The following is a 13686-nucleotide window of genomic DNA, read 5'->3' as shown; positions in this document are numbered from 1 at the left end:
GATGGATGGTGCAGTGGAGCGTCAGAACCCGGTCTGCAGCACGACGAGTCCGGGAAAAACAGCGAACAGAACGGTCATCGGAAGAATCAGAAAAACCAGCGGCACGAGCATCGCAACTTCTTTCTTGCCTGCCAGCTCGAGCAGCGTGCGCTTGGTCTGGTCGCGGGAATCCTGCGCCTGCGCCCGCAACACCTCGGCCAGCGGTGACCCACGGTCCAGCGCGCCGGTGACCTGGTCGACAAACCGGGTCACCTCCGGCAGCTGGATGCTGCGCGAGAGCGACTGTAATGCCGAACCGATGGGGATCCCGGTATGAACATCGGCGACCACGCCCGCGAATTCGCGAGACAGCTCCCCAGTGCTCGTGAGCGACACCCGTCGAATCGAATCCAGAATGCCTTCGCCAGCCGAGAGCGACAGGGTGAGAAATTCAAGAATGGTCGGCAGTTCGCTGCGCATACGAGCCAGTCGTGCGGTGGCGGCCCGGTGGAGCAGCCAGTCCCGCAACACGACTCCGCCGATTGCTGCCACGAACGGCAGCGAAAGACGGGCGGCCAATAGCAGCTCGGGCAGCACAACGATGGTGATCACGGTTGCGACGGCGAACGTCAGCAAGGCCCAGACGAGTTGCACGGAACGAAACTCCTCGACCGTCTTCACCGACCCGGATTGGTGCAGTCGGCGCGCAACGGTCTCGCTGCCGCCGAGAAGACTCGACAACCCCCGTGACAGCGCGCCGAACAGCGGTGCGAACAGGCTTCCCAGCACGGGAATCGGGTTCACTGTTCGCCGGGCGACGATGCGGCGCGCTTCCGGAGAAATATCAAGAATGTAGGGCACCACACGGTCGATCAGGCGGGGCCTGGTCAGCCGCGGCGTCAAGCTCACGAGCGACCACAACCCCACACCGAGGCCCGTTCCGCACAACACGGCCCAGCCGAGTACGGCGCTCATCGGCACCCGCTGACTACGAGAACCATCGGCGTTCCTCCGGAAGTCGACCGAGAGCGATCATCACTCGATACGCGATGACCGATAGGGCGAGGCCGCTCGCGATCACGACGATTCCCGCGGGTGAATTGTAGGCAATGGCCGCTTCGGGCCGGGAGGCGAGCAGAATAAGAATGATCCACGGTGCCGCAACGCCCAGTCGGGCGGCGTTCACGACCCACGACTGGCGGGCTTCCACCTCGAGCCGCACCGCGGCATCCTGGCGCAGCCACGCGGAGAGGCTGCGCAGTACGACCGTGAGGTCGCTGCCACCGACTTCGCGAGCCATCCGCAGCGTCTCGAGAATGCGGTCGGCAACCGGGTCGGCGAGGGAACGTTTGAGCTCGTCAACGCAGTAGCTGAAATTGCCGGTGGCGCGATATTCACGCTCGAATTGGACGAAGGCGATGCGGGTCGCAACCGGACCGGCCTGAGCGAGGCTGCTCACGCTGTCTGGCAACGCCAGCCCGGAACGGAGTGCCGACACCAGATGGTCGACGACGTCAGGCCACACCGTGCGATTGGCCCGGCGCCTGGCCGCCGCCCGCCACGACACGATCGACCAGGGCAGCAGCAGCCCGGCCAGACCGGCGACAGCACTGAGCGCGAGCACCCCGAAGATTCCGTGCACCAGGGCAGCGGATGCCACACCCACGATCACCGACAGCGTCAGGAATACCGGCACCGGAACGGACCGCAGCCCGCTTTGAACCAGGCGCACCCGCATCCGCTCGCCCACTTGGGCCCGCTGGGGCGTGGACCCAGCCGGCCACAGTAACGGTGCGAAAACCAATACGAGACCGCTCCCGAGCAGGCACCCCAGTACGAGAATCATGCGGCCCCCTGCCGCAATACCTGCGCCGGGTCGACGCCCGCTGCGCGAAATTTGGCGAGCTTGGTGGGATGCGAACCGGTCGGCTCCAGGTGGCCATGCAGAGAAAGGAAGAGAGGGCTCGCCTCGATGGTTGCGCCGGCTAACTGGCCGCTCGGGGCGATGATCTCGGTGACCCGCCTGCGGCCGTGGCGATCGATCTCGCAGTGCACCACGATGTCGATGCAGCCCGCAACGGTGGGCAGCACGAACGAGGAGTCGATGTTACGGCCGGCCAGCAGCGGCAGGGTTGAGAGTTTCGCCAGCGCGTCCCTGGCGCTGTTGGCGTGAATCGAGCACATTCCGGGCAGCCCGCTGTTCAGGGCGATGAGCAGGTCGAGACTTTCCGCCTCGCGTACCTCGCCCACCACGAGCCGGTCGGGCCGCATCCGCAGCGACTCCTTGATCAGCCGGCGCAGGGTGATCTCCCCGGTTCCCTCCAGACTCGGTTGCCGGCACTGCATCGCGACGACATCACGGGCCGACAGGTCGAGTTCAAAGGTCTCCTCCACGGTCACGATGCGTTCGCCCGGCCGGGTCGAGGAGAGCAGGGCGTTGAGCATTGTGGTTTTGCCGGTCTGGGTGGCGCCGGAGACCAGAATATTCTGCCCGCCCAGCACGCAGATCCGAAGAAAATCGGCTGCCTGCTGGGTGAGCGCGCCGAGGCCGACCAACTGGTTGAGATCGCGGATGCGGCGGGTGAACTTGCGAATGTTCACCGCCCAGTGCTTGCGCGTAATGTCTGGAATCACCACGTGCAGCCGTGAACCGTCGGGCAGCGAGGCATCGACGAACGGCGACGAGAGGTCGACGCGGCGACCGGACGCCTGCAGCATCCGCTCGACCAGGTCACGCACGTCTTGCTCGCCGAGCAACAGTGAGGTCAGTTCGGGTACGCCGTCTCGGGCTACGAACACTCGGGCCGGGCCGTTGATCCAGATTTCCTCGATCTCCGGATCGTCGAGAAACGGCTGCAGCACACCGAACCCGGTGAGCGCGGCCACGACCTCGCGAGTGGCTTGGTGCTCATCGGCGATCATCGGTGCGAGCCCGCCGAGCGCCCGCTCGCTGTAGCGGCGCAGTTCATCGCGCACGTACTGCTCCACCAACGCGTTGTTGGCCGCGAGGTCAACGCCCTCGCGGCGCACTCGCTGGCGCACCTGGTCTGTGATGATACGAACGGCTTCGGTCATCCCCGCATGATGGCCTCTTTTGCACTTCTTCGTGCAGATTCTCCACAGGGCTTGTTTTTTTCTCCTCTGAACAGCAAAAAAATGATCGACCCCGCTTTAGCGGGCCGACCAGCCGCCGTCCATCGTGTAGCTCGCCCCGGTGACCATGGCGGCGTCATCGGAGGCGAGCCAGGCCACGAGCGAGCCGACCTCGGCCGGTTCCACCAGCCGCTTGATCGCGCTCTCGGTGAGCATGATCGTGCTGAGCACCTCGGACGCCGGAATGCCGTGCACGAGTGCCTGATCGGTGATCTGTTTCTCGACCAGCGGCGTGCGCACATAGCCGGGAGCAACGCAATTGCTCGTGACTCCGTGCGCTCCGCCCTCGAGCGCGGTCACCTTGGACAGGCCTTCGAGCCCGTGCTTGGCCGCCACATAGGCGCTCTTGTACGGCGAAGCGCGAATACCGTGCACCGACGACACATTGATGATGCGCCCGAAGTTCGCCGCATACATCTGAGGCAGCACAGCTCGTATCAGCAGGAACGGCGCCTCCAGCATGAGGGTGAGGATGTTATGGAAGTCGGCCGGCTTGAAGTCCTGGATCGGGTTGATGCGTTGAATGCCAGCATTGTTGACCAGGATGTCGACCCCCGCGAGCGCGGACGCGAGCGCAGCATCGGTGAGGGCTGCGGTATCCATGAGGTTGACGATCCAGATTGACCCGCCGACCTCCTCGGCCAGGGCGGTGGCACCGGCGGTGTCGATGTCGGCGACGACGACGTGCGCGCCGCGGGCAGCGAGCGCCCGAACGACGGCGGCGCCGATGCCGCTCGCACCACCCGTGACGAGAGCGCGACGCCCGGCGAGGGGCTGCGCACTGGTGCGATCGGGAGCGGCGCTGACGCGGTCGGCATCGGCGTCGATGTCAGCGTCGGTGAGATCAGTCATGATGTTCCTTTGGTTGCGCGATCACTGCACGATCACGGCATGGGCAGGTCTTCGGGAGGTGAGGCACCACCGGTGCGTCGCCTCCCTGACCCAGTTACTTCCTGACCCAGTTACTTCCTGACCCAGTTACTTCCTGACCCAGTCGTTTGCCAACCCAATTGCTCGGGCCGGGTCAGTTGCCGATGGTGACCGGCTCGAGCCCGTGTTTGCGGGCGTCGACAGCGTCGACCTCGCGCAACGACGCTCCCGCGGTTTCCTTGAGCGTGACCACGGCGACCACCGTGATGGCGCAGGCGATCATGATGTAGATCGCGACCGGAACCCAGCTGTTGTATTGCTGCAAAAGCGCGGAGGCAATGATCGGCGCCATCGAGCCGGCCAGAATCGAGGTGACCTGGTAACCGAGGGACACCCCGGAGTAGCGCATCCGGGTCGGGAACATTTCGCTCATGATGGCGGGCTGGCCCGCATACATGAGGGCGTGGAAGCAGAGCCCGACAGTGACGGCCAGAATGATCAGCACCGGGTTGAGGGTGTCGAACAGGGGGAAAGCGAAGAACGCCCAGGAAGCACCGAGCACGGCGCCGGCCAGATAGACGGGCTTGCGGCCCACTCGGTCGGAGAGACGACCAACCTGGGGAATGACGATGAAGTGTACGACGTGCGCGATGAGCAGGGCGATCAGCAACTGGCCGGTGTCGTATTCGTGCACGGTCTTCAGGTAGACGATCGTGAAGCTCACGATGATGTAGTACAAGATGTTTTCGGCGAACCGCAGGCCCATGGCTCCGAGGATTCCCTTGGGGTACTTGCGTACGACCTCGAGCACACCGTAGTTGACGGCCTTCTCGGCTTCGACCTGCGCGCGGGCCTCGAGAAAGATCGGAGCTTCACTGACGTGGGTGCGAATGTAGTAGCCGATCACGACGATGATCGCGGAGAGCCAGAAGGCCACACGCCAGCCCCAGCTGAGGAACTGCTCGGGCGAAAGGAGCCACGTCATGGTGAGCAACACCACAGTGGCGAGCAGGTTGCCCATCGGTACGGCGGCCTGCGGCCAGCTCGACCAGAAGCCACGGGACTGGTTCGGGCTGTGCTCGGCGACGAGCAGAACGGCGCCGCCCCATTCGCCACCGACAGCGAACCCCTGAATGAAGCGGAGGGCCACGAGCAGGGCGGGTGCCCAGTAGCCGATGGTGTCGAAGCCGGGCAGACAACCCATGAGGAAGGTGGCGGCACCCACCATGATGATCGTCACCTGCAGGGTGTGCTTGCGCCCGAGTTTGTCGCCGATCTGGCCGAACACGATGCCACCGAGCGGCCGGGCGATGAATCCCACGGCATAGGTGAGGAAGGCGGCGATGATGCCGTCGAGTTCGCTGCCGGCGTTCGGAAAGAAGACCGTACCAAAGACCAGGCTCGCGGCGGTGGCGTATAAAAAGAACTCGTACCACTCCACGACCGTTCCGACCATAGAGGCGGCGACGATCTTCTTGAGGCCGGATTTTTCGGTTTCGCTGCCAGCTGGGCGAGCGGCCCGACCGGAACCGGCAGCCCCCACGCGTTGATTGACACTCATTGTCTGTCTCCTTTGTGTCGTCGATGACACGTACTTGGCCGCAGCGGCGTGCGGTAAGGAATCGGTCGCCTTCACAAAAGTACGACGTGTTTGAGTATTCACGCACAACGGGCGGGTGACAAGAACCAAAAAGACAGAGCCGATGTGCATAATCGCAGATCATGGCTCGGCGGGGTGCCCGTCCCGAATTTGCTCAGGCGCTGCACGGCCAGTTCATATGCGTTTCCTAAGAATTCACTCACTGTTTACTCATCCGTACCTCACGCGCAGGCCGGACTCTGATCTCACGACCACGAGGGTCGACACCCGGGAGGAACGCCATGGTCACCAGGATTGTTTTGTACTCGCACGATTCGATCGGACTGGGACACGTACGGCGGAACCTCGCCATCGCGCACGCACTGTCGTTGTACCTTCCGTCCATCATCCACGAACCGGTGAGCGGACTTCTGGTCACCGGACAGAGTGCCGCAACGTCCTTCCCCACTCCCGCCGGTTGGGACTGGTTGGTGCTGCCCGGCATCACCACCGGTGTCGACGGCTACCGCCCGCGTCATCTCACACTGGGAATCGACACGATGACGTCGATTCGCGCAGGCATTCTGCGCGTCGCCCTGCGCGAGTTCGCCCCTGACCTGTTGATCGTTGATCGGCACGCACTCGGCGCTCGCCGAGAACTCGAAAGTGCCCTGGTGAGCCTGCGCGCAACCCGGCCCGAGTGCGCCATCGTGCTTGGTCTTCGTGAGGTGCTCGACCGTCCCTCTGTGGCCCTCGCCGAGTGGCGGGCTATCGGCGGCGCCACCGCCATCCGGCGGTTGTTCGACGCGCTCTGGGTGTACGGCGACCCGCGCGTGCACAATGCATTCGAGACTGGGGAAATCCCGTCCTCGCTACTCAACCTCGCGGTGCATACCGGCTACCTCGCCAACGGACGGCCGATCGGGCACGCAACGAGCGACAGCGAACCCTTCATACTCACCACCGTTGGCGGCGGTTCCGACGGTCATCGTCTCGCCTCGGCTGCGGCCCGTGCGATCGCGCCACCCGGGTACCGACATTTGGTCGTGACGGGCCCTCAGATGCCCGACGCCCATCATGCCGAGATCATGTCCGTGGCACGCGAGGGCACGAGCATCCTGCGCTCGGTTCCAGATGCCCTCGCCTTGCTCCGCCGGGCAGCTGCCGTCGTGTGCATGGGCGGGTACAACTCGATCAGCGAAGCGATGACGACCGCTGCGCCCACCCTGGTCGTACCGCGCGAGGCCCGACGGCAGGAGCAGTCGATTCGCGCCGCAGCACTGGCCCGCCGCGGACTCGTCGAGACCGTGACGGCAGACACCGCGACTCCGGCCTTCCTATCGGCCTGGTTCGCAGCGAACGTCGGCCGGGTCGTTCCGCGCAGCACAGTGAACCTCGACGGCCTGGAGACAGTCGCCGTACTCGCGGCGGCACTACTCAATTCCAAACAGCGGGTTCGCGAACCCGCGGAGGTGCAACATGCTGTCTGACCATTCCGGATCCCCTCGAATCGGCTACGTGCTCAAAATGTATCCCCGGCTCTCGGAGACGTTCGTCGTGTCCGAAATCCTCGCCCGCGAAGCCGCCGGTGAAAATCTGGTCATCTTCTCCCTGCGGCCGCCGGTCGATTCTCGCTTTCATGCGGAACTGGCCCGCGTGGCCGCGCCGGTCGTCTACATCGACCGGCCGTGGAAAACCTCGCTGCTCTGGGCGGAATTCCAGTCCACGGCCAAGACCGGCGTCGGATCGGCAATGTCCGCCTGTCTCGACGAGCTGCTGCTGGCCGATGTCGACGACGCGGTGCAGGCGGTCAGCCTGGCCCGCGCCGTCAGGGAATACGGCATCACCCATCTGCACGCCCACTTCGCTTCGGTCGCCACAACGGTGGCCCGCCTGGCGTCGCTGCTCACGGGGGTGCCGTACTCATTCACGGCTCACGCCAAAGACCTCTTCCACGAGTCAGTGGACCCGGCGGACCTGGCTGTGAAACTGGCCGGGGCCCATCATGCCGTAACGGTGAGCGAGTACAACTTCGATTATCTGCGTCGCCGGTTCCCGGCCGAGACCTTGAGACTGCACCGGGTCTACAACGGACTGGAACTCGCCCGTTTTCCATTCACCGAGCACCGACCACCCAGTGGGCCCCTCGCGGTGGTCGCTGTTGGTCGCCTGGTCGAGAAAAAGGGCTTCAGCCTGCTGGTCGATGCGGCGCACGCACTGCACCATAGCGGTGTCGCGCTGACCGTGGACATCGTGGGCGGGGGCGAACTGACCGGGGCTTTGAGCGAACAGATCCATCGTCTCGGACTGTTCGGTACCGTGCGGCTGCTCGGCCCGGTGTCGCAGACCGAGGTGGCCCTGCGGCTGGCCGCCGCTGACCTGTTCGTAGCGCCCTGCATCGTCGGTAGCGATGGCAACGCCGACGGGCTCCCCACCTCCATCCTCGAGGCGATGGCCCTCGGCGTTCCCTGCATTTCAACGGATGTGACGGGTATCCCCGAGATCGTCCGCGCGGGAGAGACCGGAATCCTGTGCCGCTCCGGCAGCCTTGACGACCTGGTGGCTGCCATGCGCGGAGCCGCTGATCCCGCCGCGAACCTCGGTCGGCTCGCCCGAAACGCCCGCCGGGTGGTCGAGGAATCGTTCGATTCTGCCCGTCAGGCCCGAGTACTGGGCGAGTTGTGTGCCCACACCGACTCCGATGCGAGCCACCCGGCGAATCAACCGGCGTCACTCGAACCGATGGCGGTGGCCTGATGCGCGTCGCCTATCTGTGTGTCGACCCCGGTGTTCCCGTCTTCGGCACGAAGGGCTCCTCGGTGCACGTGCAGGAAGTGGTGCGCGCCTTCCGGGAACGCGATATGCCCGTGACCGTGTACTGCACCCGGCGTGGCAGCGACGTACCGGCTGACCTGCACGACCTCCCCGTCGTCGAGCGTACGGTAGCGGCCACCGAGTCACCAGCCGAACGGGAACGCGCCATCGCCAGCGCCGCACAGAGCCTTGCCGACGCCGCGATCGAAGACGGATGCGACCTCGTCTACGAGCGCTACTCCTTGTTCAGCACAGCCTCGGCCGTCATCGCCCGCGCCACGGGGTCTCCCGTGATCCTCGAGGTCAACGCCCCGCTCATCGATGAACAGCGCACGCATCGTACCCTCGTCGACGAGGCCGGCGCCCGTGCCGACACCACGCGGGTGGTGACGGCCGCAACCGTGGTCGTGTGCGTCTCCGAGCCTGTCGCCGCCTGGGTCCGGCCCTTCACGACATCACCTCGTCGTATCACGGTCGTTGCGAATGGCGTGAACACCCGGCGTATCGTGCCCCCCGCGCACTCGTCGGTGACGACCGGGTTCACCGTCGGCTTCATCGGCACCTTGAAACCGTGGCACGGCGTCGATGTACTGATCCGCGCCACCGCCCGGGCTGAATCTGCCGCACGCGCGAATTCCGGTCGGCTCGCCGCCGAACCGCCCTGGCGCCTGCGCATCGTGGGCGATGGGCCAGAACGGGCGGCGCTGCGCCAGTTGGCTTCGAATTACCCACTCGACGTGGAGTTCACCGGGGCCGTGGCGCCGGAACGGGTGCCCGAGCTGCTGGCCGGCTTCGACGTGGCCGCCGCACCGTATCCGGCCGGCCAGGATCAGTACTTCTCCCCCCTCAAACTCTACGAGTACCTCTCCGCGGGACTCCCCGTGGTCGCTTCGGCGGTGGGCCAGATTCCCACCGTCATCGTCGACGACTGCACCGGGCTGCTCGTACCGCCCGGCGATGAGGTAGCCCTCGCGGATGCACTCGGCCGGGTGAACGAAGATCGTGCCCTGCGAGTGCGACTAGGCCGCGCCGCACGCGCACTCGCCGTCGAGCGGCATGACTGGCGGACTGTAGTGGGCCGGATCCTCGACCAGCTCAGCGCGGCCGACCAGGCGCAGCTGAAGGCCGGGGCCGCCGACTCGTTCGCGCCGCAACCCGCGCTGCTGATCGGCGGCCGACGATGACGCGCTCACGCGAGCCCAGTGCCCTGCGCCAAAGCCTGCACATCGTCCGCCCCCATATCGGACGGCACTGGAAACTGGTCACCGGCGGCCTCATCGCGCTGCTGCTCGAGGTCGCGCTGTGCGTTCTCGAACCGTGGCCGGTGAAATTCGTGATCGATTCGGTCACGGCCAGTCTCGGCGCCACCCTTCCGCCCGGCTCAAATACGCCGCAGGCGACCATTGGGCTGCTGCTCGCCTGCGGAGCACTTCTGGTCGCACTGACGGCAGGGCGCGCCGCGTGCAGCTATCTGAGCACGGTGGCGTTCGCCCTCGTCGGGTCTCGTGTTGCGACCGACCTGCGGACGCGGGTGTTCACCCACGTTCAGGTACTCTCCCTGCGCTACCACGCCGCCGCCAGGTCCGGTGATACGGTGCAACGCCTGGTCGGAGACATCGGCCGGTTGCAGGAAGTCGCCGTCACGGCCGGGCTTCCGCTTTTCGGCAACGTGCTGACATTCTTCGTCCTCGCGATCGTCATGCTTGTGTTGGATCCGCTCCTCGCCCTCGTCGTTGTGGGCGCGGCCGTAGCGTACCTGTTGTCGTCGCGACGCAGTTCACGTGCCATCACCTCCGCTTCCCGCACCACCAGGAAGGGCGAAGGATCACTCGCTAATACCGCGGCCGAAACGCTCGATGCTATCCGGGTGGTGCAGGCATACGGTCTAGAGCACACCGTCTCCGGAGCCTTCCGCAGCGGCAATGAGACCGCGCTGCGCGAGGGGATCAAAAGTCGCCGTCTGGCTGCCGGGCTCGAACGCCGAACCGACATCATCGTCGGAGTCGCGACCGCGCTCGTGCTCGCCGGAGGCGGATGGCGCGTCATCGACGGGCAGATGACTCTCGGCGAACTGGTCATGTTCATGATGTATCTCAAGATCGCCATGAAACCGCTGCGCGACCTGGCCAAGTACACCGGGCGCATCGCGCGGGCCACCGCCTCGGGCGAACGCATCGCCGAACTCCTCGACGAACCCATCGAGGTATTCGATTCGCCGACCGCTCGGCCACTCGACCGCAGCATGGGGCGGTTGACGTTCCATGATGTGCACGCCCCGGACGGCTACGGCCGGCCGTTGTTCGCCGGGCTGTCGCTCGAGATTCCGGCAGGGCAGAACGTGTGCCTGCTCGGTCCGTCCGGCTCGGGCAAATCCACCCTGGTCGGTCTGATCCTGCGCATGGTCGACCCGTCTTCCGGCAGCGTGCGCATTGACGGCACCGACGTACGGGACGTGACGCTGCGCAGCCTACGCGGGCAGGTGTCGATCCTGCTGCAGGACTCCGTGCTGTTCGCCACGACCGTGCGGGAGAACATCCGCTACGGTCGCCTGGATGCGACCGACGCCGACGTCGAGGATGCGGCCCGGATTGCGAATGCCGAAGAATTCATTACCGCCCTGCCGAGTGGCTTTGAGACGATACTCGGCGGTCGGGGCAACACCTTGTCAGGCGGCCAACGCCAACGCATCGCCATCGCTCGTGCAGTCCTGCGCGATGCCCCCATCGTCATCCTCGACGAGGCAACGACCGGTCTCGACCCCAGCGGTCGCAGCGTCGTCGAAGCCTCGATGGAAACCCTTACTCGGGGTCGAACGGTCATTACGATCACCCACGCTTCCCACGCCGTGCATCGCGCGGACCGGGTGCTGTGGCTTGAAGACGGTCGGATCGTTGAAGATGGGTCCCCGGCAGAACTTCTCAAGTCACCCGGCAGTCGGCTGTCAAACTGGCTGGCCGAGCAGGAGACGACCGTTCGGATCCGGTCATGACGATCGCGGCCGGCACCAGCCCGCCGCCGAACGGCCGCGTCACGGCGAGGTCTCACGCCGCTGAGCAGGATCTGATCTCTCGGGATCCCCGCGTGGCGGCGCTCCGACTGGTTTTCAACGACGACGAGGAGCTGTCCACTGCACTCAACCGCCCAGCACACGTCACCCGCATCCGCTACAAGCCGGCATCAAGCGTGGTGATCACCTACTCCAGCGACCGTTTCGCCGAACCGCACGACCGGTGGGGTGACCACGGCTGGCTCGCCAGCTATGTCGACGACAGCAAGGTGAGTAAGAGTCTGCTGAACGCGCGACGCGGCAACGCCACTGCCGCGCGAGTGGAGGGCATCCGGGGAACCGTGCACGGCACGGCATCAGCTGACCGCAGGCTCACCGGCACTCTCGCCCGGCTCGACCAGGCATGCCCTCAACTGACCGAAACATCGACCCTGCTCCGACACAACCCGCACCGGCGGTTGCTCCTGCGCACGTTGGGGGCGACCGATCTCGTCGTCAAAGTCACGCCGCGCACCCACCGCGCAAGTGTCGACCAACAATTCCGTCAGGTCGAATTTCTCGATCACCTGACTTCCGAGGGGATCCCGGTCGTTCGGTTATGGCACCCCGGAGGCCTGCGTGATGTCGTCGCCGGTCAGTGGTGGGGTACCGGTGACCTCGCCGCCGTCCAAAGCACGGATGCGGCGGGCGCGGCCGGGCAGGCGCTGGCAGCGCTGCATTCCCTCCGCCTGGCACGCGGCCAGTTTGCGATCGGTGCCCGCAACGCCGACCCGACGTTGGCCGAATCCGAATCCGCGCGTGCGGCGGGAGCCATTGCGGTCGTCCTGCCCGAATTCGCCCAACGCGCGCACCGACTGGCCCAGGCCATCAACGATCGCCGTGCCGCATCGGACCGGCCCAGCGATCCAGTTCTCACCCACGGCGACTTCTCGCCCGATCAGGTGCTCGTCAGACCCGGCGAGATCCGCCTGATCGATTTCGATCGGGTCGGCTGGTCGGATCCGGAACGCGACCTCGGTTCGTTCGCCGCGGCCGCCATCATCCTCAGGAGCCCGGACCTCGCCGTGGCCCTGTTTGACGGCTATGTCGGGGCGGGCGGCGAACTGCGCCCGGATGCGATCAACGACTGGCTGGCTCACTCGCTGCTCAGCCGCGCCATCGATCCGTTCCGGTACCGGGCCCCAGACTGGGTCGGTGACGTCGAACGCATTCTCACCGCCGCCGAACAGGTGCTGGAATCATGATGCTTTCGCTGCCCCCCAGCGCCGACGACGACGGAACCACTTGGCAGATTGAACGTGCCTGGCCTGATCGTCGTAGCGGAGCGACCTTCGAGGCGCGGGCCGGACACGACGGTCAGGTACGCGGTGGCCGTTGGACACCGTCAAGCGGCGCCGTCCTCGGCCGCTTCGGGCACGACGACCAGCTCCCCGACCTCGCCGCTACCGCCCGATCGGGTTGGATTGTGGTGCACCGTCCCGGCCGTCGCGCCGTCGTGCGTTCTGCAGATGGCTCGAATTACGCGAAGGTCTTTCGGCCGGGTCGCGCGGTCGCCGCAGTGGCGGCAATGCAAAACGTCGAGGGGCTGGCATCCGCTTTCCTACGGCCGCGCATCGTGGCGGTGACGAGAGATGTCGTCACCTGCACCACTGTTCCCGGGCGCTCACTGCATGATCTCGGAGCGGATCCGGCCGCTGGCCTCGAGTGGATTCGCGCCTGGTTTGCCTGGCGCAGCGCGTGGGTCGATTCGATCGGCTCCGCGCCAGCAGATCCGTCACTTCCCGTGCACGATGCGTTCGCCGAAGCGGCCATCGTACGGTCGTGGGCGGCGAAACTGACCAGTTTCAACCCGTCAGCCGCGTCGTCTCGCCTCGTGCAGGTCGCAGATCGAGTTGCCGCCGGGCTGGTCGCTGGAACAGCCGACGCAGTGCGCCCAGCCCATCGAGACCTGCACGACAAGCAGATTCTGTGGGATTCCTCGCACGGTAGCGGTCTGATCGACTTCGACACCGCGGCGAATGCGGAGCCCGCTCTCGACCTCGGCAATTTGCGCGCGCACCTGGCGCTTCGCGAGCGCCAGGGGCTTCTCAGCTCCGCACGTCGCACGCACGCCGCGGACTTGATCGATTCGGTCGCCGACGAGCTTCACGTCGCCCCCGAACGCGTGAACGCATACGAAGCTGCGGCTCGGTTTCGTCTGGGCTGCCTCTACGCCTTCCGACCCCGATGGGCCGCCCTCGCCGCGGTGCTGCGCGCCGAGATCTGCCGGTAGCCGGGAGCCTAT

The 13686-nt window shown here is 65.8% G+C and carries 11 protein-coding genes; 6 read left to right on the top strand and 5 right to left on the bottom strand.

Annotated features, from left to right (window positions below; genetic code table 11):
* Positions 1–21: 21 nt before the first annotated feature.
* The 5 genes from E3T27_RS05820 to E3T27_RS05800 form a co-directional block, all read right to left on the bottom strand.
* Positions 22–954, bottom strand: coding sequence for a type II secretion system F family protein (locus E3T27_RS05820; protein ID WP_134571889.1), 933 nt, complete (start codon positions 952–954; stop codon positions 22–24).
* Positions 955–967: 13 nt separating this feature from the next.
* Positions 968–1825 (bottom strand): type II secretion system F family protein, encoded by an 858-nt coding sequence (locus E3T27_RS05815; RefSeq protein ID WP_134571888.1) that lies wholly within the window; start codon positions 1823–1825, stop codon positions 968–970.
* The gene (locus E3T27_RS05810; protein WP_134571887.1) at positions 1822–3054 is read right to left on the bottom strand and encodes a TadA family conjugal transfer-associated ATPase; all 1233 of its coding nucleotides are present in this window, start codon (positions 3052–3054) and stop codon (positions 1822–1824) included. The genes E3T27_RS05815 and E3T27_RS05810 overlap by 4 nt, the downstream gene beginning before the upstream one ends.
* 96 nt (positions 3055–3150) lie before the next feature.
* On the bottom strand, positions 3151–3984 hold the full coding sequence (locus E3T27_RS05805; protein WP_134571886.1) for a 3-hydroxybutyrate dehydrogenase: 834 nt from the start codon (positions 3982–3984) through the stop codon (positions 3151–3153).
* 172 nt (positions 3985–4156) lie between these two features.
* Complete coding sequence (locus tag E3T27_RS05800; protein WP_134571885.1) at positions 4157–5563, bottom strand: MFS transporter; 1407 nt, start codon at positions 5561–5563, stop codon at positions 4157–4159.
* A 320-nt stretch (positions 5564–5883) separates the two neighbouring features.
* On the opposite strand from E3T27_RS05800, the gene E3T27_RS05795 reads away from it, so the two are divergent.
* From E3T27_RS05795 to E3T27_RS05770, 6 genes are read left to right on the top strand one after another with little or no spacing between them, the layout of a single operon-like run.
* A complete protein-coding gene (locus tag E3T27_RS05795; RefSeq protein WP_104197589.1) occupies positions 5884–7071 on the top strand; it encodes a glycosyltransferase family protein in 1188 nt (395 codons plus the stop codon).
* Positions 7061–8338 (top strand): glycosyltransferase family 4 protein, encoded by a 1278-nt coding sequence (locus tag E3T27_RS05790; protein WP_134571884.1) that lies wholly within the window; start codon positions 7061–7063, stop codon positions 8336–8338. The genes E3T27_RS05795 and E3T27_RS05790 overlap by 11 nt, the downstream gene beginning before the upstream one ends.
* A complete protein-coding gene (locus tag E3T27_RS05785) occupies positions 8338–9579 on the top strand; it encodes a glycosyltransferase family 4 protein (protein WP_134571883.1) in 1242 nt (413 codons plus the stop codon). Before E3T27_RS05790 ends, E3T27_RS05785 begins: the two co-directional genes overlap by 1 nt.
* Positions 9576–11384, top strand: a complete 1809-nt coding sequence (locus E3T27_RS05780; protein WP_134571882.1) for an ABC transporter ATP-binding protein — start codon at positions 9576–9578, stop codon at positions 11382–11384. The genes E3T27_RS05785 and E3T27_RS05780 overlap by 4 nt, the downstream gene beginning before the upstream one ends.
* Positions 11381–12646: an aminoglycoside phosphotransferase family protein gene (locus E3T27_RS05775; protein ID WP_134571881.1), complete on the top strand. Its 1266-nt coding sequence runs from the start codon at positions 11381–11383 to the stop codon at positions 12644–12646. Before E3T27_RS05780 ends, E3T27_RS05775 begins: the two co-directional genes overlap by 4 nt.
* Positions 12643–13674 carry a phosphotransferase gene (locus E3T27_RS05770; RefSeq protein ID WP_134571880.1) on the top strand — a complete coding sequence of 344 codons (1032 nt, stop codon included), beginning with the start codon at positions 12643–12645 and terminating at the stop codon, positions 13672–13674. Before E3T27_RS05775 ends, E3T27_RS05770 begins: the two co-directional genes overlap by 4 nt.
* The last annotated feature ends 12 nt before the right edge of the window (positions 13675–13686 follow it).

This window comes from Cryobacterium lyxosi, assembly GCF_004403345.1.
GTDB classification, from domain to species: domain Bacteria; phylum Actinomycetota; class Actinomycetes; order Actinomycetales; family Microbacteriaceae; genus Cryobacterium; species Cryobacterium lyxosi.
This window is presented reverse-complemented; position numbering and strand designations above follow the sequence as displayed.

What these genes read in the sequence shown, in the direction of transcription:
- E3T27_RS05790 (WP_134571884.1), top strand. Translation starts at nt 7,061, where the DNA reads ATGCTGTCTGACCATTCCGGATCCCCTCGAATCGGCTACGTGCTCAAA.
- E3T27_RS05805 (WP_134571886.1), bottom strand. Translation starts at nt 3,984, where the DNA reads ATGACTGATCTCACCGACGCTGACATCGACGCCGATGCCGACCGCGTC.
- E3T27_RS05785 (WP_134571883.1), top strand. Translation starts at nt 8,338, where the DNA reads ATGCGCGTCGCCTATCTGTGTGTCGACCCCGGTGTTCCCGTCTTCGGC.
- E3T27_RS05820 (WP_134571889.1), bottom strand. Translation starts at nt 954, where the DNA reads ATGAGCGCCGTACTCGGCTGGGCCGTGTTGTGCGGAACGGGCCTCGGT.
- E3T27_RS05815 (WP_134571888.1), bottom strand. Translation starts at nt 1,825, where the DNA reads ATGATTCTCGTACTGGGGTGCCTGCTCGGGAGCGGTCTCGTATTGGTT.
- E3T27_RS05810 (WP_134571887.1), bottom strand. Translation starts at nt 3,054, where the DNA reads ATGACCGAAGCCGTTCGTATCATCACAGACCAGGTGCGCCAGCGAGTG.
- E3T27_RS05770 (WP_134571880.1), top strand. Translation starts at nt 12,643, where the DNA reads ATGATGCTTTCGCTGCCCCCCAGCGCCGACGACGACGGAACCACTTGG.
- E3T27_RS05780 (WP_134571882.1), top strand. Translation starts at nt 9,576, where the DNA reads ATGACGCGCTCACGCGAGCCCAGTGCCCTGCGCCAAAGCCTGCACATC.
- E3T27_RS05800 (WP_134571885.1), bottom strand. Translation starts at nt 5,563, where the DNA reads ATGAGTGTCAATCAACGCGTGGGGGCTGCCGGTTCCGGTCGGGCCGCT.
- E3T27_RS05775 (WP_134571881.1), top strand. Translation starts at nt 11,381, where the DNA reads ATGACGATCGCGGCCGGCACCAGCCCGCCGCCGAACGGCCGCGTCACG.
- E3T27_RS05795 (WP_104197589.1), top strand. Translation starts at nt 5,884, where the DNA reads ATGGTCACCAGGATTGTTTTGTACTCGCACGATTCGATCGGACTGGGA.